The organism is Phyllobacterium pellucidum (assembly GCF_013327855.1).
GTDB classification, from domain to species: Bacteria; Pseudomonadota; Alphaproteobacteria; order Rhizobiales; family Rhizobiaceae; genus Phyllobacterium; species Phyllobacterium pellucidum.
The window spans coordinates 497,517-517,100 of sequence record NZ_JABUMX010000001.1 but is presented as its reverse complement, the minus strand read 5'-3'; the positions used below and the strand labels follow the sequence as shown (position 1 = coordinate 517,100).

At 57.3% G+C, this 19,584-nt stretch carries 20 protein-coding genes and 1 tRNA gene; 7 read left to right on the top strand and 14 right to left on the bottom strand.

Annotation, left to right across the window (positions count from 1 at the left end):
- Positions 1-11 precede the first annotated feature (11 nt).
- Positions 12-1,229, bottom strand: coding sequence for an efflux RND transporter periplasmic adaptor subunit (locus HQ945_RS02560; protein ID WP_091919170.1), 1,218 nt, complete (start codon positions 1,227-1,229; stop codon positions 12-14).
- A 169-nt stretch (positions 1,230-1,398) separates the two neighbouring features.
- On the opposite strand from HQ945_RS02560, the gene HQ945_RS02555 reads away from it, so the two are divergent.
- Complete coding sequence (locus tag HQ945_RS02555; protein ID WP_091919168.1) at positions 1,399-1,983, top strand: TetR/AcrR family transcriptional regulator; 585 nt, start codon at positions 1,399-1,401, stop codon at positions 1,981-1,983.
- An 8-nt stretch (positions 1,984-1,991) separates the two neighbouring features.
- On the opposite strand, the gene HQ945_RS02550 is transcribed toward HQ945_RS02555, so the two are convergent.
- From HQ945_RS02550 to HQ945_RS02535, 4 genes are read right to left on the bottom strand one after another with little or no spacing between them, the layout of a single operon-like run.
- A complete protein-coding gene (locus HQ945_RS02550; protein ID WP_027229891.1) occupies positions 1,992-3,113 on the bottom strand; it encodes an ABC transporter permease in 1,122 nt (373 codons plus the stop codon).
- Between the two features lie 6 nt (positions 3,114-3,119).
- On the bottom strand, positions 3,120-4,295 hold the full coding sequence (locus HQ945_RS02545) for an ABC transporter permease (RefSeq protein WP_113281990.1): 1,176 nt from the start codon (positions 4,293-4,295) through the stop codon (positions 3,120-3,122).
- Positions 4,295-6,058 (bottom strand): ATP-binding cassette domain-containing protein, encoded by a 1,764-nt coding sequence (locus HQ945_RS02540; RefSeq protein ID WP_113281989.1) that lies wholly within the window; start codon positions 6,056-6,058, stop codon positions 4,295-4,297. Before HQ945_RS02540 ends, HQ945_RS02545 begins: the two co-directional genes overlap by 1 nt.
- Complete coding sequence (locus HQ945_RS02535) at positions 6,055-7,098, bottom strand: HlyD family secretion protein (protein ID WP_113281988.1); 1,044 nt, start codon at positions 7,096-7,098, stop codon at positions 6,055-6,057. Before HQ945_RS02535 ends, HQ945_RS02540 begins: the two co-directional genes overlap by 4 nt.
- Before the next feature lie 92 nt (positions 7,099-7,190).
- Here HQ945_RS02535 and HQ945_RS02530 point away from each other — a divergent pair, with 92 nt between their 5' ends.
- The gene (locus HQ945_RS02530) at positions 7,191-7,874 is read left to right on the top strand and encodes a TetR/AcrR family transcriptional regulator (RefSeq protein ID WP_174207626.1); all 684 of its coding nucleotides are present in this window, start codon (positions 7,191-7,193) and stop codon (positions 7,872-7,874) included.
- Here HQ945_RS02530 and HQ945_RS02525 read toward each other — a convergent pair.
- A complete protein-coding gene (locus HQ945_RS02525) occupies positions 7,868-8,044 on the bottom strand; it encodes a hypothetical protein (RefSeq protein ID WP_174207625.1) in 177 nt (58 codons plus the stop codon). The two genes, HQ945_RS02530 and HQ945_RS02525, sit on opposite strands and share 7 nt — an antisense overlap.
- A 232-nt stretch (positions 8,045-8,276) precedes the next feature.
- On the opposite strand from HQ945_RS02525, the gene HQ945_RS02520 reads away from it, so the two are divergent.
- Positions 8,277-8,612, top strand: a complete 336-nt coding sequence (locus HQ945_RS02520; RefSeq protein WP_139217607.1) for a hypothetical protein — start codon at positions 8,277-8,279, stop codon at positions 8,610-8,612.
- Between the two features lie 42 nt (positions 8,613-8,654).
- Here HQ945_RS02520 and HQ945_RS02515 read toward each other — a convergent pair whose 3' ends face one another.
- Together HQ945_RS02515 and HQ945_RS02510 are read right to left on the bottom strand one after the other, a co-directional pair.
- Positions 8,655-8,999 (bottom strand): hypothetical protein, encoded by a 345-nt coding sequence (locus HQ945_RS02515; RefSeq protein WP_174207624.1) that lies wholly within the window; start codon positions 8,997-8,999, stop codon positions 8,655-8,657.
- Between the two features lie 87 nt (positions 9,000-9,086).
- Positions 9,087-9,476 carry a DUF930 domain-containing protein gene (locus HQ945_RS02510; protein ID WP_174207623.1) on the bottom strand — a complete coding sequence of 130 codons (390 nt, stop codon included), beginning with the start codon at positions 9,474-9,476 and terminating at the stop codon, positions 9,087-9,089.
- 298 nt (positions 9,477-9,774) lie between these two features.
- On the opposite strand from HQ945_RS02510, the gene HQ945_RS02505 reads away from it, so the two are divergent.
- Both HQ945_RS02505 and HQ945_RS02500 read left to right on the top strand, forming a co-directional pair.
- Positions 9,775-9,865 (top strand) — tRNA-Ser (locus HQ945_RS02505).
- A 574-nt stretch (positions 9,866-10,439) separates the two neighbouring features.
- Positions 10,440-11,975, top strand: a complete 1,536-nt coding sequence (locus tag HQ945_RS02500) for a hypothetical protein (RefSeq protein WP_207719698.1) — start codon at positions 10,440-10,442, stop codon at positions 11,973-11,975.
- 150 nt (positions 11,976-12,125) lie between these two features.
- Here the strand turns inward: HQ945_RS02500 and HQ945_RS02495 are convergent, their stop codons facing one another.
- Together HQ945_RS02495 and HQ945_RS23010 are read right to left on the bottom strand one after the other, a co-directional pair.
- Positions 12,126-12,845: a class I SAM-dependent methyltransferase gene (locus HQ945_RS02495; protein ID WP_027229883.1), complete on the bottom strand. Its 720-nt coding sequence runs from the start codon at positions 12,843-12,845 to the stop codon at positions 12,126-12,128.
- Between the two features lie 644 nt (positions 12,846-13,489).
- Entirely contained in the window at positions 13,490-13,612 is a 123-nt protein-coding gene (locus HQ945_RS23010; protein ID WP_280140128.1) for a hypothetical protein, read from the bottom strand.
- A 220-nt stretch (positions 13,613-13,832) separates the two neighbouring features.
- Between HQ945_RS23010 and HQ945_RS02490 the strand changes: the two genes are divergently transcribed.
- Positions 13,833-15,011 carry a GAF domain-containing sensor histidine kinase gene (locus HQ945_RS02490; RefSeq protein WP_174207621.1) on the top strand — a complete coding sequence of 393 codons (1,179 nt, stop codon included), beginning with the start codon at positions 13,833-13,835 and terminating at the stop codon, positions 15,009-15,011.
- A 237-nt stretch (positions 15,012-15,248) separates the two neighbouring features.
- Here the strand turns inward: HQ945_RS02490 and HQ945_RS02485 are convergent, their stop codons facing one another.
- The 4 genes from HQ945_RS02485 to HQ945_RS02470 form a co-directional block, all read right to left on the bottom strand.
- The gene (locus HQ945_RS02485) at positions 15,249-16,172 is read right to left on the bottom strand and encodes a tyrosine-type recombinase/integrase (protein ID WP_113282074.1); all 924 of its coding nucleotides are present in this window, start codon (positions 16,170-16,172) and stop codon (positions 15,249-15,251) included.
- Between the two features lie 337 nt (positions 16,173-16,509).
- Positions 16,510-17,616, bottom strand: coding sequence for a porin (locus tag HQ945_RS02480; protein WP_113281980.1), 1,107 nt, complete (start codon positions 17,614-17,616; stop codon positions 16,510-16,512).
- A 47-nt stretch (positions 17,617-17,663) separates the two neighbouring features.
- Positions 17,664-17,993: a DMT family transporter gene (locus HQ945_RS02475; RefSeq protein ID WP_113281979.1), complete on the bottom strand. Its 330-nt coding sequence runs from the start codon at positions 17,991-17,993 to the stop codon at positions 17,664-17,666.
- On the bottom strand, positions 17,990-18,406 hold the full coding sequence (locus HQ945_RS02470) for a hypothetical protein (RefSeq protein ID WP_113281978.1): 417 nt from the start codon (positions 18,404-18,406) through the stop codon (positions 17,990-17,992). Before HQ945_RS02470 ends, HQ945_RS02475 begins: the two co-directional genes overlap by 4 nt.
- Between HQ945_RS02470 and HQ945_RS02465 the strand changes: the two genes are divergently transcribed.
- Positions 18,399-19,517, top strand: coding sequence for a porin (locus HQ945_RS02465; protein ID WP_027229877.1), 1,119 nt, complete (start codon positions 18,399-18,401; stop codon positions 19,515-19,517). The two genes, HQ945_RS02470 and HQ945_RS02465, sit on opposite strands and share 8 nt — an antisense overlap.
- Positions 19,518-19,584: the final 67 nt, after the last annotated feature.

Here is a 19,584-nt window from a genome sequence, read left to right as displayed (position 1 = left end):
GGGGCTCTGGATTATTGCTTTGCGGGTTCCGCAAGCGCTTGCTGGTTAGCGGCCGCCGTTGCCCCCATTGCCACCATTTGCGGTGCGACAAGTGAACCGGGACGGATGCGCTGCAAGCCGTTGACGACGATCTTTTCATCAGCCTGCAGGCCCGCCGTCACGATGCGAAGGCCTTCGGCCCGCGCGCCCAGCGTGATCTCGCGATATTCGACGATGTTCTGCGGATTGACGACCATGACGAACTTCTTGTTCTGGTCGGTACCGACAGCCTTTTCATCAACGAGCAGTTCCTGACGCTCATTGGCCTGGCCCATGCGCACCTTGGCGAATTGGCCCGGCATCAGCCTGCCGTCGGCATTATCGAAGACCGCACGCACCTTGACCGTGCCGCTCGACACATCGACGCTGTTGTTGATGAGCTGGAGTTTTCCGGCAACGCCGTTCGACCCCTGCACATCCATCTGCACGGGAATGCGATCCACGAAGTCACGGCCGTTGAGACCGCTCGGCAGATCGGCGAGCGCCTTGGCGACGACGTTCTCGTCGGCCTCGAAGCTTGCATAGATCGGGCTGATCGAGACGAGCGACGTCAGAAGCGGTGAGCTCGGGCCGGCAGCGATCAGGTTGCCGGGTGTGATCTCGATGCGCCCGACGCGTCCGGTGATCGGTGCGCGGATATCCGTATAGTCGAGATTGAGCATGGCCGTCTTGAGAACGGCCTCAGCTGCCTGGAGGTCAGCCTGCGCGCCGGTCTGCACGTTCATGCGCTGGTCGTAATCGCTCTGCGATACGGTGCGGGAATCGATCAGGCGCTTGCCGCGCTCAAGCTCGTTCTTGGCAAAGGCGAGCTTCGATTGTGCAGCGCTAACCTCGGCGCGAGCCCGCGCAACCTCTGCTTCGAACGGCGCCGGGTCTATTTTCACCAGAAGGTCGCCCTGCTTGACGATCGCGCCTTCCTTGAAATGGATCGACTGGACAGCGCCGGCAACGCGCGAGCGCACTTCCACCGAATCGATTGCTTCAAGACGGCCGGAAAATTCGTTCCACTGCGTCACGTTTTTCGGCTGGACGAGCGCTACCGACACCGGCATTGCCTGAGCGGGAGCCTGCTGCTTTTCAACTTCTGCATGACCTTTGGAGAATTCAAAAACTTTTGTGCCACCTACGGTTGCAAGCGTTAGAACAATGCCGCTGACGAGGAGGCTCTTCTTAAAAGTGCTGATTGACATCGTGGTCACCTGCTTTGAAAATATATGCCACTTGGGAGGATGGCAGATCGGAACTCGATCATTGACGTTCTATACCGATCGGTATAGAAGCGGTGATATAAGGCTGCGGTACAGCAGCTGTCAACCGATTTTATACCGAGCGGTATAATTCTTTTAGGGAGTCTTGTCCATGGGACGGCCGAGGGAATTTGATGCGGACGATGCCTTGCAGACGGCTTTGGAGCTGTTCTGGCGCAAGGGCTACGAAGGCACGTCCATCACTGACCTTACTGACGGCATGGGCATAACAAAACCAAGCCTCTACGGCACATTCGGCAACAAGGAAGAACTCTTCCGCATGGCGCTGCAGCGTTACGAAGAGCACTATATGGCGTTCTTCTGGAGCGCGCTCGAACAGCCGGAAGCCCGCACGGTCGCCTTGGACATTTTGCGCGGATTCGTCCGGGCGCAGACCGAAGCGTGCAATCCCGGCGGCTGCCTCGTCGTCAACGCCGCAAGTTCCTGCAGCGATGCCGCACTCGAGATCCACAAGACCATTGTCGAGCGTATTCAGGTCGGTCAGAAGGCGCTGGCGCGTCGGTTCGAGCGCGCCAAGCGCGAGGGCGACCTGCCTGACGACAGCAATCCCGAGGACCTTGCCCGGTACATTTTGACCGTTGCGCAAGGTACCGCCGTGCAGGCGTCGAGCGGCGCCAGCCGTGAAGACGTCTACAGGCTTGTCGATATCGCGATGAAGTCTTTTCCTGACAAATAGCCGCCGTTTCATGTCAGCCGGTTGCGGAACAGCCACGCCGAAAACGGCAGGGTGACCGCGGCGATCGCGACCAGCGCCAGCATTTCCGGATAGAGCTCCCTTACGCCTGCATCCTCCAGATAGACCTGATGCGTGATACTGATCGCATAGCGCAGTGGATTAACGAGGGTCATATACTGCAGGATCTCGGGCATGTTGCCGATAGGCGCCGTCAGGCCGGAAAGCAGCATGAACGGCATAAGCAGCACGAACGAATAGATCATGGCCTGCTGCATGTTGGCGGCGAGCGACGAGATGAACAGTCCGATGCCGACGGCTGCGGCGAGAAACAGTATTAATCCGAGATACAGCATGAAATAGGACCCGGTAAACGGGATCTGGAACCATAATTGGGCAACGAGAAGAATCGTCGTTGCCTGGCTGAGCCCGACCAGCATCGAGGGCAGGGCCTTGCCGATCATGATCTCGGAGGGCCGAAATGGCGTGACCAGCAATTGGTCGAACGTGCCTGCCTCGCGCTCCCGCGCCACGGACATTGCCGTGAGCATCAACGTCATCATCATCGTGATCGTGCCGATCAGCGAAGGGATCATGTACCAGCGCGTCTCAAGGCTTGGATTATACCACGCCCGGGTGGTGAGCTTCATGCCGCCGGGCGGATCCTGACCATTATCTGCCCGCCAGCGTGTGGCGAAGTCCGATGCGATCGTGCTGATATAGCTTTGCGCCGTGCCCGCCGTATTGGAGTTGCGGCCATCAGCGATCACCTGCAGCTTGGCCGGCATCCCCGCCATCAGCCGCTTTTCGAAATCCTCGTCGACGACGATGACAAGGAGCACGCGCCCCTCATCGATGAATTTCGCGATGTCCGAGGTCCGCTGCAGCGTTGCCACGCGCGTGAACGTTCCAGAGCCGTCAAGCTTGGAGATGAATTCGATGGAGGCCGCGCTGTGATCGTGATCGAGGATAGCATAGGGAACGTTGTTGAGGTCATAGCTCGCCGCGTAGCCAAAGATCAGGCACTGCAGGATCGGCGGCAGCACAAGCACGATCCGGCTCTTCGGATCCTTGAAGATTGCCAGCAATTCCTTGCGGATCAGGGCGATGATGCGGAAGAACGATTCCTTCATGACCGCTCACCCGAGTTTCTTGCGTGTTGCAAAGACCGAGGCGGTCATCAGCACCGCCGCCATCACGGCCAGCACAGCGGCATTTGGCAGTATGACCGGCCAGATATCGCCGGCCAGAAACAGCGTCTGCAACACGCTGACGAAATAGCGCGCCGGGAAAATATGGGTGATGACCTGGATCGCATAGGGCATGCTCCTGATGTCGAACATGAACCCCGAGAGCATCATTGCCGGCAGGAAGGTGACGATCAGCGTGATCTGGCTCGCCACGAACTGGTTTTTGGTCAGCGACGAAATCAAGAGCCCGATGCCGAGCGCAACCAGCAGATAGAACGTCGAGACCACCACCAGGATCCAGAGCGATCCGCGCAGTGGAACGCCGAACAGAACCTGGCTGCCGATGACCGAAAGCGCAAGTCCGAGCATGCCGAGCACGAAATAGGGCACCGTCTTGCCGAGGAGGATCTCGCTTGGCAGGGCGGGGGTGACGAAGAGCGCTTCAAACGTGCCGCGTTCCCATTCGCGCGCGATGACCAGCGCCGTCAGCAGGGCGCCAATGAGCGTCATGACCAATACGATGAGCCCGGGGACGAGGAAATAGGTGCTGTCATTGGCCGCGTTGAACCAGAGGCGCGGTTCAAGATCGATCGTCGCGCCGTTGCTGACGATCTTGCCCTCGGCCATCTGCCGGGCAGCTGCAATACCGACGGCACCCTGCGCATAGCCGAGTGCAATCCGGGCGGTATTGGCGTCACTGCCATTGACCACGAACTGGATCTCCGCCGTCCCAGCCTCGACATCGCGCGCAAACTGCGGCGGTATACGAACGATACCGTTGACGGTCTTGTTCATCAGAAGACGCTGCGCCTCGGCCATGGTCATCACCCGATGCGTCTGAAAATAGGGCGAGAGTTCGAAGCCGGAGACGGCATTGCGGGCCTCGGCGGACGAATCTTCGATCACCATCGCCACGGGCAAATTCTTCAGGTCGAAGGAAAGTCCGTAGCCAAAGAGGATCAGGAGGATCATGGGCATGACGATGCCGACGGCGATGCTGCTCGGATCGCGCACGACTTGCCAGGATTCCTTGCGCACCAGCGCCAGGATGCGGCGCAGGCTGTTCCTGGCGGGATGCGAAGCGGGCGCGTTCATGGCTGAGCCCTCGCCGGTTTGGTAAGCCATCACGCTGCCTTTTCGCGCGTTTCGCGGCGCGATTCCTCGACGATGGCGATAAAGGCGTCTTCCATGTTGGCCTCTTCGCCCTTCTTCGGCTTGGCATGGGCTCGGATTTCGGCGGGGGTGCCCTCGGCAAGATTGCGGCCGGCATCGAGAATGATGATGCGATCGCAATACTCGGCTTCTTCCATGAAATGGGTGGTTACGATCACGGTAACGCCTTGTTCGGACAGCGCAGTGATGCGGCCCCAGAATTCGCGCCGCGCCAGCGGATCGGCACCGCTGGTCGCCTCATCGAGGAAAAGGATATCCGGCTCGTGCAAGAGCGCCGCCGCCATGGCGAGACGCTGCTTGAAGCCTCCGGGCAATTGCCCGCTTGGCAGTGTCGACAGGCTGCCGAGTTCGAATTGATCTTTTGACCATTCGATACGCTGGCGCTTTTTCGCCCCGCGCAGGCCATAGGCGCTGGCAAAGAAATCAAGGTTTTCGTCCACGGAGAGATCGCCGTAGAGCGAAAACTTTTGCGCCACATAGCCGAGATTTTCGCGGGCCTCGGCGCGGGACGTCCGCAGATCCGCCCCAGCGACGCGCAAGGTGCCGCTCGTTGCCGGCATCAGGCCGCACAGCATGCGGAAGGTCGTGCTCTTGCCCGCGCCGTTCGGGCCGAGCAATCCGTAAATTTCGCCGCGCCTTACCTCGAACGTGACGTGATCGACGGCAGTGAAGTCACCGAACTTGCGCACGAGATCATGGACTTCGACGGAGATCTCGCTGCCCCCAGCCGGCTTCGGCCTGTCGAGAGTGACCGCGCTCGACTGGCTTTTCCTGGCTACTGCGCTGAAGAGGATCATGAAGCCGTCCTCGAAGCGCGGCTTCACTGGTTCGAGCTCGACAGGCTTGTCGTCGATGCGGATACCGCCGCCGAAATCCGGCTGCTTCACGACGCGTACCCTGCCGGCTTCCGGCACGGCGTCAGCGACGCCTTCCTGGCGAAACAGCCGCGCCTGCAGGGACCTGGCGGTCGTGCCGGCGTCGGGCGTTGCGATGAACACCTGGTCCTTTGCCCTGGCGGTGATTTCCTCGGGCTTGCCTTGCGCCAATACCTTGCCGAGATGCATGACCACGGCATGATCGCAAAGCTCCGCCTCGTCGAGGTAGGAGGTGCTGACGACGACTGTTAGCCCGTCTTCCCGCACAAGTTTGGTGACAATTTCCCAGAGTTCACGCCGCGACAGTGGATCGACGCCGACTGTCGGTTCGTCGAGAAGAAGAAGCTCTGGCGCGCGAACGAGGGTACAGGCAAGGCCGAGCTTCTGCTTCATGCCGCCGGAAAGTTTGCCGGCTAGCCGATCCGTGAAGCGGCCGAGGTCGGTCATTTCCATCAGGCGAGGGTAGATTTCCTTGCGCGCGTCGTGACCGATACCGTGCAGATCGGCATAGAGATCGAGATTCTGCTGAACGGTCAGGTCCTCATAGAGGCCGAATTTCTGCGGCATGTAACCGATACGGTTCTGAATGTTCTGCGGGTCCGCGGCGACATCGACGCCAAGCACGGAAAGCTCGCCCTTTTCAGCGGTCATCAACCCGGCGATCAGGCGCAGGATCGTTGTCTTGCCGGCGCCGTCCGGCCCAACGAGCGCGGTCAACGTGCCGTGCCGTGCCTCGAATGAGACATCCTCCAGCGCCTTGACCGTCTCGCCGGTTTCGCGGTGAAACGTCTTGAAGAGGTTTCTTGCGACAACCGGTGCGGAAGGCGCGGCTTCTGTCATGACTTTGCCTTGGCGTCGGTCTCCTGGCCGCCGGCCGGCAGTGGCTTCAGCGGTTCGTTCGGCAGAAGCGTGACAGTAGCCGGCATGCCAAGCCGTAGAAGATCATCCTTGTCATCGACAAAAACCCGGACCTCATAGACGAGGCTCGATCGCAAATCAGCAGTCTCCACGGTTTTCGGCGTAAACTCCGCCACCGGTGATATGAATCCGACCCAGCCATCCTGCGGTTTGTCCGGGAAGCTGTCAGTGGTGATCCGCGCCCGCATGCCGGGTTTCACATGTCCGAGATTGGGCTCGGAGACATAGGCCCGTACCCATTTCGTCTTGATCACGGCGAGCGAAAGCACCGGTTTCATCGGCGCGGCCATTTCGCCCGGCTCCATCAGGCGTGAGCGCACCACGGCATCGACGGGCGCTATCAATTCCGCATCGTTGAGCTGTTCGCGTATCAGCGCCAATTGCGCTTCGCTGCCGCGCAGCTGTGCTTCGGCCTGCAACAGGTCCTCGGCGCGGGGACCGGCGATGGCGAGTTCCAGCGCGCTCTGGGCCACTTCGACCTTGGCGTCGGCAACGGCGGCCGCTGCCTTGGTGGTGTCGAGTTCCTGTTTGCTGATCGTGGAATTGACCGTCAGGCTCATCCGCCGTTCGAGCTGTATGTTGGCGTTGTCCGCATCGGCCTTCGCCGACGTGAGATTGGCGCGGGCCTGCGCGATCTCCTCCGGCCTGCTGCCATTGCGCAGTTTCAGGACCATGGCGCGCTGTGAGGCAACGGTCGCGTCAGCCTCGCGGACCTGCGGCGCAAGCCGGCCGGTATCGAGGCGGGCCAACACCTGTCCCTTTTTCACGACATCGCCTTCCTCGACAAGGACCTGATCGATGCGCTCCGAGCCATTGAAGGCGAGGGAGGCCTGCCTCAAGTCGACATTGCCATAGAGTGTCAGTGCGTCGGCGGTTGCCGGACGGTGCCAGTACCACCATGCGCCAACGCCAAGCGCAGCAAGAACGATCAGGATGATCAATATGCGGATTTTTTTGCCCATGGCCGCACATCATATTCAACTTGCGCGGTTATGTCAAATTAGAATTTGAATTTCAACTTTGAAAAACGTGTAGACTCCGCTACAATGATTCCATGGCGAAACAGAGCACTCGAAAACTTCCCGGCCGGCGCGAGGATGGCGCCACAACCAAGGCTCAGATTCTGGAGGCTGCAGGGGAGGTCTTTGCCGAAAAGGGATTCGATCGAGCCACCGGCAAGGAAATTGCCGAACTGGCAGGCAGCAACTCCGCCGCCGTCAACTACTATTACGGTGGTATCGACGGTCTCTACGGGCAAGTGCTGCTCGAGGCACACCGCCGCCTCCTGACCTATGAAAGTCTTGTGACTGTAGCGGAAGGTCCGGGTGACCCCAGGGAAAAGCTGCGTAGCCTCATCGGATTGCTCGCACGCGCGGTGACGGGTTCGGCTCGATCGTCGTGGGCGCTCGGGGTGCTCGGACGTGAGATTCTTTCGCCATCACCGGCATTTTATTTGCTTCTCGACAAGGAAATTTTGCCGAAGAAGCTTGTGGTTACGACGATTGTCGGCGAGATTCTGGGATTGCCGCATGACGATCCGGCGGTGACGCGTTGCGCCCTCAACATCATTTCGCCCTTTGCGATGCTGGTCGTCGGCAACAAGCAGATCTTCACGCGCGTCCTACCGGGGCTAAACCCCGCGGAACCCCAGACCCAGAATGAAATCGTCGAGCATTTTCAGAGATTTGCCATGGCGGGGCTCGAGGCTACAGCCTCGGCGCTGCGTTCCGCTCATTGATGCATCTGAATGGGCGGCCAGCGATAGGCATCCGCAACGGCTTTGATTTCCGCGGGCTTTTTCTCAGCCTTTTCGGACAACTCCTGAGACTTGGCGATCGCCTCGCGCAGCATTTGCCATTCTCTTTCGTGGCGTTGATAAACATCCTGCGGAACGGTCGGTGTCGTCATTCTGCAACCTCCAGTATTCGATTGGGTGTGATCCTTAGGCGTCGCGGATAACGATCAAATAAGGTCTCGGTTCCGCCTGTGCCATTCAAGAATTGCAACCGGCATTTACAGATCCGCGCATGTCTGCGATCTGCGGTAGCAATTGCGTGAACAGGGAACCAATCCGTTCACGACAAGTTCATGCTTCGAGGTGCATTTGAGAACTGTACCGCTTTTATCAGGAGGCATTTATATGCAAAGAACACTTTCCGCCTTGTCGGCCGCAATCGTCGGTTTGGCGATGTTGCTGGGCTCGGCCATATCATCGTTTGCCGCGCCGGTCCCTTCCCAGCCCGTGCAGGTGACGTCCAATATTGAGCAGGTACGTTCGCGCGACAGGTATCGTCCGTACTATCGTCACGGTTGGGACAATCGCCGTAACTGGAACAGATCAAATCACCGCTACAACCGAAACTGGGGCAGGTCCCATTGGGGCCGGTCCGATTGGGAGCGCCGCAATGTTCGCACCTATCGCGACCGCAGGTGGCGCGAAAACCAGATGGGTGGCAGCGGCCGCAGCCATCAGTAATTGACACCGAGGGCGGCGCAAGCCGCCCTTTTCGTATTCGGACTAGTTCCCTTTTCGCTTGATAGCCTCGTAGCCAACGCGCACTTTTTCAGCGAGTGTCAACAATCTGTCCTTGCAGGTCTTCGCGTCGAAATCGCCTGGTTGTTTCGGCCCCGCGTTTACCTCGCGTAGCCAGCTGCGCACGGTCTGATCGGCTTGATCGGCGGATTTACCCAGCGCCTTCAACACGGTTTCGCTGCTTTCGATAGCCGAGTAGTGCGGTTCGCGCCCCAAGGCGTCCTGGCACTGATATGAGGCGATAACCAGGGTCCTTGCATCTGCCACGACTTGATCCGTGCCTGCGGTCTTGCTGTTGGTTGTCGTGCATGCCGCCACGAATACGGCCAACGTGCAGCAGCCTAATGATCTGAGTTGCATGCAAACTCCCCCATTTCTCGAATGAAGGCTAGTCAACCAGCGCCCTGGTGTCGAGCATCAGGGAACGAGGAAATGCGTGGTCCAATCTTTTTCGGGCACGAGATCGCCGATCTTATATTTGAACGCGACGATCTGCATGTTGTCGGCGCTCGTCTCGCACTTGTATTTGAGGTGGTACCACGCACCGCCGCTGCGAAAAGCTGCGCCGCGGGTCTGGATGCCGTGCGCCTGCATGCGCGGCTCGGCAAAGGCATAGGCCAGGACCTTGTCCGGGTTGAATTTGCCTTCGTCTTTGCGAATGCGCTCCATCGCTTCGACGTCGCAACGTTGTTCGAGCCGGGTTTGCGGATCGAGTTTGCGCAGGCCTGTCTCTTCGCGCGCATCCATGGCGAAGACCGCCTGGGATGTCACAACGGCAAGCGCGACCGCAACAAGAACTGTTTTCATACGAGACCCATCCAATTTTCTGCGGTGCGAGCGATGCGAGACTACGAGAAGGGGGAGTTGCTCGCCAAGTCCCCGAAATCACACAACCCACAGGTTTGATTCGACGCGGGCACGATCAGCAACAATGGCCCCGTGCATAGCGGCTAGGCCGGGAAATTGTCAGAACTTGGTCACATAGCATGAATATTATCGACGATGGATTTGCCAGGATCACGCGCCGGCTCGCCTGCGGCATTTTTTACGGAAAAGCCAACAAAGCCCTTGCAAACAAGGGGTTTCATCTTTAGTCAGCGTCCTCGGAGAGGTGGCCGAGTGGTCGAAGGCGCTCCCCTGCTAAGGGAGTAGGGCTCAAAAGGCTCTCGAGGGTTCGAATCCCTTCTTCTCCGCCATTGTTTTGAAATTGTTAGATAATTTTACTGCCTTCCAGCGGTGGCCGTGGCTTGTGAAATGGCCTGTACGGATATTCACGGAACATACCGTGAACTGCGCCTGCAATCTCAAAAAATCCCGCTGTCACTTACATATCTGCCAATTCGAAAATGCTCAGCGTATCGGTCGTGCTCGAAATCGAAAAAACGAACACGCTGGGTCTTCAGTGAGTTAAAACTCTAGGAGCGCGGCTCGGGAGAAATTCCAGCCTCGAACGTAGGAGGGATTTCGAGACGCCTCATTATAAAAGCGATCCACGTAAGGGAACATTTGTGTCCCGATGATCTTTCCACTGTCTGAGCAGTGGCGGACGGATAACACGCGCCACTTAGCGACAATGTTGAGGGAACGAAACTTCGGCGTTACAGCTATTTAACCTGTTTTGAAACGCCCACACGCTCACTTCTAGCAAGATGGAAGAGGCATGCTATGAGCAACCGCCGCGACGTTCTGATTGGTCTTGGTTCTTTACTGGCGTGCTCGACATGCTTGCGACCTGTTCTGTATGCAGCGAGCGCTCAGGACTTGCCGACTATGCCGCCGCGCAATCCCTGGCTTGCCGAGAGCGTCTATCCGACCTCGCATTTCAATCCCGGCGCGACGGATTCGGTGCTGTTCGCCGGTCCCGTGCATGGTCGCAAACTTAAGACCGAAGAGGTCAAGACCGTTCCGACGGTCATCACCTCCAATCCCACGCTCAAGAAGGTGGGCGATCAGACGATCGCTTTTGCCAGTGGAGCGGTGGGCGTTCAGAAGCTTCGCCTGACGGGGAAGACGATGGAGGCCGGCAATTTCGTGCCGTATCCCGGCTTCGAGGCGGATGCGGAAATGGCATCCAACGAAAGCATCCACGCTGTCCTCGACAAGCTTGATGCGGCATCTCGCGCTCGCGACGAAAGCCAGATTGTCGCCGCGCTTGCTACAATGGGTTCCATGGGCCTCAACAATCAGACTGGCATCAACGGGGTCTACAACCTCTTTGACAAGGATGGCTATCACTACTGCGTTTATGGCGGGACCAAAGTGCTCAAGTCATTCGATAACAACGATCCCGAGGCAGACGTTCGCATCGTAGCCTCCAAAAATCTGGTGGAGGACCTTCCGGCCGACATCGCCAAATCCGTGTCACGGATCATCGGGCTGGCCATGACCTATGATGGCTATCTTGCTGCGGCTGCCCCCGGCGCAGCGCTGATCCTCGATCGCGATCTCAATGTGAAGTCCTATGTCGGATTTGGTGACGAAGCAGTCGACAACTCCATCTGCATCGATGACAAGGGCGGGGTCTATGTCGTCACCAGCAAGCGCATGCTGCGTCTCGCCTGGACAGGTGAGAAGCTATCAACCGACACCGCAGACGGTGCATGGGAGTCGCCTTACGAGTCGATGGACCCCAAAAAAGCCATGGCGCTTGGCGCAATCTCGCGCGGGTCGGGCACGACGCCGACGCTGATGGGGTTTGGTGACGATCCCGACAAACTCATCGTTATTGCCGATGCCGCGGAGGCCGGGACCAATCTGGTCGCGTTCTGGCGCGACGCGATCCCGGATGGCTTTCAGCAGAAACCCGGCACTCCGTCCCGACGAATTGCCGACCAGATCAAGATCGACATATCCAGCCTTACAATCGAACCTTCCCCCAACGTACTGGGTTACGGGGTTGCCGTCATCAATGGCAGCTACCCCGAACCGTTTCCGGAGCCCGGGCCGCCCAACCAGTTCACCGCCGGGGTTACGCGCAAAGCCCCGCTTGGCGTTCAGAAATTCACCTGGGACCCGAAAGAGAAGAAGTTCGAAAAAGCGTGGGTCAATATGGAGGTCGACAACACCGATATTATGGTGCCCGTCGTCTCCGCGGCCACCAACCTCATCTACTGCGCGACCAAAATCAGCGGGAATTATGCCTATGTCGGGCTGGACTGGACGACTGGCGAGACCAAGCAAACGTGGCTCTTTCCCGACGACAGCCGAAAGTGGAATGCGCTGGGTGGCATCACGACAATCCTCGAGGATGGCGATCTTCTGATTGGCGGCGCATTTGCCATTAAGCGGATGATAGATGCACCTTAGTTTTGGATAAGACAACGGGACGGTACAACCGAACAGGGCCGGTCGTAATATCACGATCTCCACGGACTGTGCCGCGATTCCGAATTGTCAGTTTATGTGTTGCGAGAAAGGATGGTGCGTTGGATTGTCATTTATAGAGCTTTCGCAAGTTCAGTGACCATCCCTCTTTTTTGCCTTGAGCATTAGCGTCCATCCCCAATCTCTTTTCTCCATGAAGTCACGGAGCCCATGACCAAGCAATGGTGCGGTAAGCCGATTTACTTTGTTGGATGTCAGCAGTCTTCTGAAGTGTTTGTGAGCGATTGGCGTAATCGAGAACAATGATTCTATTTCAAAATGCTTGCTTGCCAGCGAAGCCAATTCCGTGCGGTCCACCCACTTCCTGAGCTGGCCGGGTTGCTGGGTCGGCACCCTGCAATAATTTTGCAGAACGGGACGATTTTGCGTCGCAAGGAAGAGGTGCCCGCCGGGCTTGAGCAGTTCCGAGAGACGCGTGAAAAATTTGTTCTGGTCAGCAACGTGAGATAGCACTTCCAGGCTGACCAGCACGTCGAAAGACATGGGTGCAAAATCGAGTTTGGCGAAGTCGCCGGCGACGAACTTTATTTGGGGCCAGCGCGTTCGCGATGCCGATAAAACCTCGTCGGAAATGTCCGTTCCGGTGACGTTGCCAAACTTTGCCAGCGTTGGGCAGAACCAGCCGTTACCGCAGCCAACTTCGAGGATGTTGAGATCGCGTCGTCCCAACTCGACAAGCCATTCCTCGATAACCTGGGATTGCCGGCGGGAAATTTCCCCTACATCGTGCTGACGATTTTCGGAGTTCCACTTATTCCAAAACGTGCGTTGTAGTTCGTCGCTCTGTTCCATAAACGAAGGATTGCAAGCTCTCTATGGTGGCGCAATGTAATACAAGGAGGTAACTCCATGTATTGATACACGGCCTTTTCGTTTCATCTAAATGCATTACACCCAACTGGTTTGCGACCGCTGGAGGGCGAGGAGTACCCACGCTTTCCGATGGGCACCGGTGTACCGGAGTGAAGCACAGCCGGGCTGGAGATCGCGGGAGCGCAACTTTGAGCCCGTACTAATGCTTGATGCTTATTTGCCTGATTGGCTTGCGGGGTTATTCACAAAAGGTAGGTAAGCCCGACAGCCAAGGCTACGCCGACGAAAAACAACGCCCCGTACATCAAGGATGTTCGGAACTTGGGAGCTGGTCGTTTCTCGTTATATTCGTCATAGGCTTTCATACCCGTTTAACGTGTCTCAGCTTCGATCGTTCCGGGTCGAGCAGATTATCCCTTTCGACAGCCAATCCACTGGACAAGAAGCCGAATTCGCAGCGTAACATCATGCGCGTTGGGGACGACAAGATCGTTGAGTGTCTGGAAACGTTAAGGGACTGGCGGCGATGCCGCCGCTCCGCGAGAATCTTGCTAAGCCCGGAAACAGCATCCAGCGCCGGTCACCTCGTTGGAAAATAAGGAGGAGGGGATAAAGGTTCTCGTTCAACCCGGGAGCATCTGCGAAATAACGACCGCGACTGAAACCGCAAAAGCGAAAATGAGAAGATGACGCCACATCGGGGTGGTGTAGTGCGAATAGATTTCGTCTTCTTCGTCTTCGAACATTTCCGGCCTTTCTCCCATTTCAGCCGTCCCTATCAGTGCAATGTGAAGCCTGGATGTCAAGTTAATGCATTAATCTGAAGCCGCTCGATCGTTGAGGTATGATGGTCGACTAGTCCCTCCCGCCTTATAATCAACGCGGTGTCGGCGCAGAATGTTCCCGTGCATGGTGCAATCCGCCAAAACCCCTATATTGGCTTGCACCTCAGATTCGGGAAACTTCATGCCACACGATTTTCAAGCTGATATTGATGCCATTGCTCGCATCGATGCAGTTCCAACCATACTCGATGTCGTCTGCCGGACGACAGGCATGGGATTCGCGGCTGTCGCACGGGTGACCGAAGATCGCTGGATCGCCTGTCAGGTGCTCGACAATATTGCGTTTGGCTTGAAGCCCGGGGGCGAACTTGAGGTCAAGACCACGATCTGCGATGAAATTCGCGGCAGTGGCCAAGCCGTCGTTATTGACGAAGTGTCGCAGGATTTGGTTTATTCGACCCACCACACGCCGCAGATTTATGGCTTTCAAAGCTACATCTCGATGCCGATAACACTGCCGGACGGCACTTTTTTCGGCACGCTTTGCGCCATCGATCCCGCGCCGGCGCGTTTGAAGAATCCGCAAGTGGTTGGCATGTTCAAGCTCTTCGCCGATTTGATTGCTTTTCATCTCGACGCCAATGACCGCCTTGCCAAAACCGAGGCTGCCCTGGTCGACGAACGGACGATCTCGGAATTTCGCGAACAATTTGTCGCCGTGCTCGGTCACGACCTGCGCAATCCTGTTGCCTCGATCGATTCGGGCACGCGCCTGCTTCTGCGTACGCCACTCGACGAAAAGGCGGAAGCCATCGTCAAGTTGATCCGCGGCAGCGTTGTGCGCATGTCTGGCCTTATCGACAACGTTATGGACCTGGCGCGGGCTCGCCTCGGCAGCGGCGTCATGGTCGAGATCAAGCGCAATGCCGAATTAAAGCCCACGTTGACGCAGGTCGTCGATGAACTCGGGTCGGTCCGCCCCGATCGCGTCATCGAGACCAGCTTCGAATTCGATGATCCGATCCGCTGCGACCCTCTGCGGGTCGGCCAGCTTCTGTCAAATCTTCTTGGCAACGCCTTGGCCCACGGTTCCGAAGACGGGGCGATTATCGTGGATGCCCGAACCACCGATGACGCATTTGAACTGTCGGTTACCAATCGCGGCGAGCCTATACCTGCGGAATCGGTCGACCAGCTGTTTCTGCCCTTCTTCCGCCATGGCGCCAAGACCGGCCAGCAGGGGCTTGGCCTCGGACTCTACATCGCGTCCGAAATCGCCAAGCTGCATGGCGGCGTCATCGAGGTCGATTCGAACGACGGGAAAACGCGCTTCACGTTCCGCATGCCGCTCGAAGCGTAGGGCCGGCAGCGAGGCGATGCTAAGTAACAGGGCAGGGTTAAGGTGAGGACGCCTTGCCCTCCCGCTTGCGGGGAGCGTCGCAAAGCAGCGACGCCGAGGGGCTCCGTGCGCCCGCGCCTCATTCGAAATACGCCGGTATCCGGGCTTGAGTGAAGTTTGCTGGCGCCGCGTCACGGTTTTACTCAACCGGTCAGCGGCGCCTGATTCCGCTCAATGGTGCTCCAATACGGCAGAGGCTCAATGGTGCTCCAACACAGCAACGCAGGAATCAAGATCATTGGTGGCGAGGTGGGCGTAGCGCATGGTCATCTGCAGGGTCTGATGTCCAAGCCACATCTGCACGCGCCGGATGTCGATGCCGCCACGAACCAGCCTCGAAGCGCAGGTATGGCGCAATATGTGCGGGACGACCTGATCGTCGCGACCGAGTCCGACCTCGGCTTTTGCCTCATTCCAGATCGCGCGAAACCGTACCTGGCTGTGCATGGAGAAGGGACCCTTCAGGCGCCCGCGGGGTATCAGCGTCGCTTCGCGAGCCCTGGAGGTGAGGGGAACGGTCCGGCTACGCCCGGATTTTGTCAGCCAGAAAGTCGAGCGGTTATCCTGCAGATCGTTCCATGAAAGGCCGATCGCCTCGCCGAGACGGCACCCGGTATCGACCAGAAACACGCTGAGGCGGTAACTGTCTTCGCAACGTGCCCGAATTGCCGAAAACAGGCGCTGTTCTTCTTCGAATTCGAGGAACCGAATCCGCCCTTGCCGTTCTTTCTGGCGGCGAAATTCCGGCAGGTTGTAGATATCGCCCATCTTGCACGCTTTCCGCAGCAATTTGCTCAAGGCCGCCATCTTGCGATTGATGGTGGCATTGCTGTTTCCGCGTTCGCGCAAGGTTCCAATTACGAAATCGAGCATCTCCTGGCTAAACACACTGAATCGCTCGCCGCCCACAATCTCGGCGATCTCGCCAAGAAACGATCGGACATTGACCTTATGCGATCCTTCATCCCAGAGAATGCCGATATATTGCGCGGTCAATTCCGCGAGCGTGTGATCCCGAACCAGTCGTCGCGTCTGCTGAGCACTTGAGGAGTAGTGCAGATCATATTCGAACTGGACCGAAAAACGGGCGTCCTGCTGCGTGTCCAAAGGGGCGACTAGCATAATGATTGCGCTCTGAAACAATTTAGAAGCATCGGAAAAATATGCGGCAAGTTGTAGCCGCCAATCCGAAAAACGCAATCCCGGAACGTCTGCCCATTTAGGCTAATAGACTTCCGTATGATAAAGCGACAGGCTTTATCAGTTCTCAACCCAACGGGCTGCAGTTCGAGCATTTCCACGTCTCCTCGGTCCGCGACCGATCAGAAATCCTTTCTCTGAAAATTGCTGTGCGCCGAAGAATGCGAACGCTGAAAATTGCTGTTGCTTAGAATTGTTGGTTCAATTGGAAAAAGCCGACGCCGGAAAAACCGGCGTCGGAAGTATTCAGGTAAGACGATTAGAAATTGCGCTGGAAGCGGATAATGCCCTGGACGGCATCCTCTTTCTCAGCGGAGTAGTTATCGTCAAAGTGTGTGTAGTTGACTTCTGGCGTAATCTTGAAGCCAGGGACGAGTTCGTAGCCAACGTTCAGGGCAGCAGCTATGCGACCCTCGTCTTCGTAGCCAACCTGCGCGTTGATGGTCGCCTTGTCGGTTGCCTTCACTGCTACACCGCCCCAGACGGCATAGTCGCCATTCCATGTACCGTAGTAGTTACGCTCCCCTACGATGTTTCCATCCTCATCATAATGAGAATCGCCCCAGCCGGACTGATAGCCACCCATCACCCAGGCAGCGATCGTGTCGTTGACTTTGACGTCCAGGCGGACTTTCCCGGCGAACTCTTCAACAATTGAATCGTAGCCGCCAACAGCCGAGATGGAACCCCAGCCCTGCGCAAACTTCACACCTGCCACGATATGCGGGACATAATCGTCGATGACGTATGAACTGGTTGTAACTACATCGGTGTCATAGTCGATGGAGTCGTAGCTGTCCGCACCCTGTTCAAGGCCAACCATGGCCGAGAAACCGTTACCGCCAGCGAACGTATAGCTCACCTGGTTGGTGTTGTATGGACCTTCGGCAATTACGTCGTCGGAGATGATGTCACCGAGATAACCGGTCCAGGAGGTGAACTGGGAATCGACCGCGCCAACCCGGAAACCGCCGAGTTCGATATAAGCCTGATTTAGGTCAACCGTCTCTGCATCGGCGCCGTTCTTGAAGTTGAAGCGGGTTTCGACGAAAGACTTCAATGTACCGAGTTCGGTTTCGCTACGCGCGTCGAAGCGAATGTCGGCACGGGCCTTTTTGTCCCAAGTACCACGCTCATGACCGGTATACGGATCATCGCCGCCCTTGGCGTCATAACGAACGTAGCCGCCGATCTTCAGGCAGGTTTCGGTTCCCGGAATGTAGAAGAAGCCTGCGCCGTAAGCGTCGCAAACGCGAACGTATTCGACGGGCTCTGGTTCGGCGACGACGATTGCATCGGCAGCACGCGCGCCGGTTACTGCGACGAGGGCCGCAGCGGAGCCGAGTAGAAGGCTCTTGATGTTCATTTCTGACCTCCAGTCAAGATTCGCTGGAGATCGGCGGAAAACGGTCGTTAGTGGCCGACTGTATTCGAAAACAGATTGACGATGAGAACGCCGGCAATGATGAGGGAAAGACCAATGATTGCAGGCATATCGAGGGCCTGGCGGTACCAGAACCAACCGACAGCTGCGATGAGAACGATGCCCGCGCCGGACCAGATCGCATAAACAATGCCAACCGGAATCGTCTTGATCGGAATCGACAGCAGGTAAAAGGCGAGGCTGTAGCCGACGATACACACGAGCGAGGGCCATAGCCGGGTAAATCCGTCTGCCTGTTTCAGTGCGGATGTGGCGACCACTTCACAGACTATGGCAACAACGAGGTAGAGATATGTCATGTCAAATCACCATTGCGGAAGGAGCGGGCGGATTGCCGATTCGAATCGAGGAACGCCAAGAAAACCACCGGTTCATGGGCGATTCTCAAGCCAGGTAACGTCCCAATACCGGCATTCAAGGGCAAGATTTCATTAAAAAACCAGTTACCTCTATTAAGGAGTGGTAAAGATATTGGAGGGTGCGCGGCGATTTCGTGGCATTTGTGCAACAGCGATCTTGCATAGACGCTGTGGAACCCTTCCGGCGAGACTTTCATGGTTGAAACGCCAGCGCTGGCGAGTATGGTCAGTCGGGAGGAAGGGCGTTCATCGCATTTCTTCTTGGACTTAGGGGATGGGGACAGGTTGTCCTTCAGCCAAATTGGAATGCCCAGACCCATTTTTAACTTTGACTGGAGGTCAGAAATGAACATTAAGAGCCTTCTACTCGGCTCCGCTGCGGCCCTCGTCGCAGTAACCGGCGCGCGTGCTGCTGATGCAGTCGTCGTTGCCGAACCAGAGCCCGTCGAATACGTTCGCGTTTGCGACGCTTACGGCGCAGGCTTCTTCTACATTCCGGGGACCGAGACCTGCTTGAAGATCAGCGGTTATCTGCGTTACGACGCTGCTGGTGGCGACGATCCGTACAATGGTTCGAACGTTGGCGCCAACGACAACGAAACCTGGTACAAGCGCACTCGCGCTGAAGTCCGTTTCGACGCACGTTCGGAAACTGAACTCGGCACTCTGCGTTCCTACGCTCAGACCCGTTTCCAGTTCACCAACGGCAGTGACAACGGTGCTTCGCTTCCGCAGGCATTCATCGAACTCGGTGGTTTCCGCATCGGTGTCGCCGACGAAATCTTCGGTTCGTGGACCGGTTATGCTGGCAACATCATCAACGACGATGTGATCAACTACCAGTCGGGCACGACCAACCAGGTTAGCTACACCTTCGCAGGCGGCAACGGCTTCTCGGCCATCATCGCTGCTGAACAGGGCCAGAACGACTTCGGTAACTTCGGCTTTGACTACGTCATCGACGACTACATGCCGCACGTTCTTGCTGGTGCGAAGTGGGAGCAGGGCTGGGGCGGCATCTCCGGTGTTGTTGGTTATGACTCGGTTGTCGAAGACGTTGCTGTAAAGCTGCGTTTGGACCTCAAAGTCACCGACACCATCTCGCTCTTCGCAATGGGCGGTTATCAGTCTGACTACAGCGCACCGGACTTCGACACGACGACTGGCGTTGTAACCGGCGGCAACCAGAACTGGTTCGGCACCTGGGAAGGCGATTGGGCTGCTTGGGCAGGCTTCTCGGCTAAGCTCTCCGACAAGGCAACTCTTAACGGCCAGGGCGCATACGAAGAAGAAGGCACCTACGCTTTCGCTCTTAACGTAGCCTACGAACTGGTTCCTGGCTTCACGATCACGCCGGAAATCAACTACACCAAGTTCGACGGCGTTCGTAAGGACGTTGCTGAGTTCGACAACGGTAACGACGACGCATTCGGCGGTATCATCCGCTTCCAGCGTAACTTCTAATCCTTTACTGGATTGGTTGATAAAGACCCGGCGGCGCAAGCTGCCGGGTTTTCTTTGTTCATGGGTC

Excerpts from the sequence above, each read along its gene's own strand:
- HQ945_RS02560 (WP_091919170.1), bottom strand. The coding sequence starts at position 1,229 with ATGTCAATCAGCACTTTTAAGAAGAGCCTCCTCGTCAGCGGCATTGTT.
- HQ945_RS02555 (WP_091919168.1), top strand. The coding sequence starts at position 1,399 with ATGGGACGGCCGAGGGAATTTGATGCGGACGATGCCTTGCAGACGGCT.
- HQ945_RS02550 (WP_027229891.1), bottom strand. The coding sequence starts at position 3,113 with ATGAAGGAATCGTTCTTCCGCATCATCGCCCTGATCCGCAAGGAATTG.
- HQ945_RS02545 (WP_113281990.1), bottom strand. The coding sequence starts at position 4,295 with ATGGCTTACCAAACCGGCGAGGGCTCAGCCATGAACGCGCCCGCTTCG.
- HQ945_RS02540 (WP_113281989.1), bottom strand. The coding sequence starts at position 6,058 with ATGACAGAAGCCGCGCCTTCCGCACCGGTTGTCGCAAGAAACCTCTTC.
- HQ945_RS02535 (WP_113281988.1), bottom strand. The coding sequence starts at position 7,098 with ATGGGCAAAAAAATCCGCATATTGATCATCCTGATCGTTCTTGCTGCG.
- HQ945_RS02530 (WP_174207626.1), top strand. The coding sequence starts at position 7,191 with ATGGCGAAACAGAGCACTCGAAAACTTCCCGGCCGGCGCGAGGATGGC.
- HQ945_RS02525 (WP_174207625.1), bottom strand. The coding sequence starts at position 8,044 with ATGACGACACCGACCGTTCCGCAGGATGTTTATCAACGCCACGAAAGA.
- HQ945_RS02520 (WP_139217607.1), top strand. The coding sequence starts at position 8,277 with ATGCAAAGAACACTTTCCGCCTTGTCGGCCGCAATCGTCGGTTTGGCG.
- HQ945_RS02510 (WP_174207623.1), bottom strand. The coding sequence starts at position 9,476 with ATGAAAACAGTTCTTGTTGCGGTCGCGCTTGCCGTTGTGACATCCCAG.
- HQ945_RS02500 (WP_207719698.1), top strand. The coding sequence starts at position 10,440 with ATGCCGCCGCGCAATCCCTGGCTTGCCGAGAGCGTCTATCCGACCTCG.
- HQ945_RS02495 (WP_027229883.1), bottom strand. The coding sequence starts at position 12,845 with ATGGAACAGAGCGACGAACTACAACGCACGTTTTGGAATAAGTGGAAC.
- HQ945_RS23010 (WP_280140128.1), bottom strand. The coding sequence starts at position 13,612 with ATGTTCGAAGACGAAGAAGACGAAATCTATTCGCACTACACCACCCCG.
- HQ945_RS02490 (WP_174207621.1), top strand. The coding sequence starts at position 13,833 with ATGCCACACGATTTTCAAGCTGATATTGATGCCATTGCTCGCATCGAT.
- HQ945_RS02485 (WP_113282074.1), bottom strand. The coding sequence starts at position 16,172 with ATGCTAGTCGCCCCTTTGGACACGCAGCAGGACGCCCGTTTTTCGGTC.
- HQ945_RS02480 (WP_113281980.1), bottom strand. The coding sequence starts at position 17,616 with ATGAACATCAAGAGCCTTCTACTCGGCTCCGCTGCGGCCCTCGTCGCA.
- HQ945_RS02475 (WP_113281979.1), bottom strand. The coding sequence starts at position 17,993 with ATGACATATCTCTACCTCGTTGTTGCCATAGTCTGTGAAGTGGTCGCC.
- HQ945_RS02465 (WP_027229877.1), top strand. The coding sequence starts at position 18,399 with ATGAACATTAAGAGCCTTCTACTCGGCTCCGCTGCGGCCCTCGTCGCA.
- HQ945_RS02470 (WP_113281978.1), bottom strand. The coding sequence starts at position 18,406 with ATGTTCATTTCTGACCTCCAGTCAAAGTTAAAAATGGGTCTGGGCATT.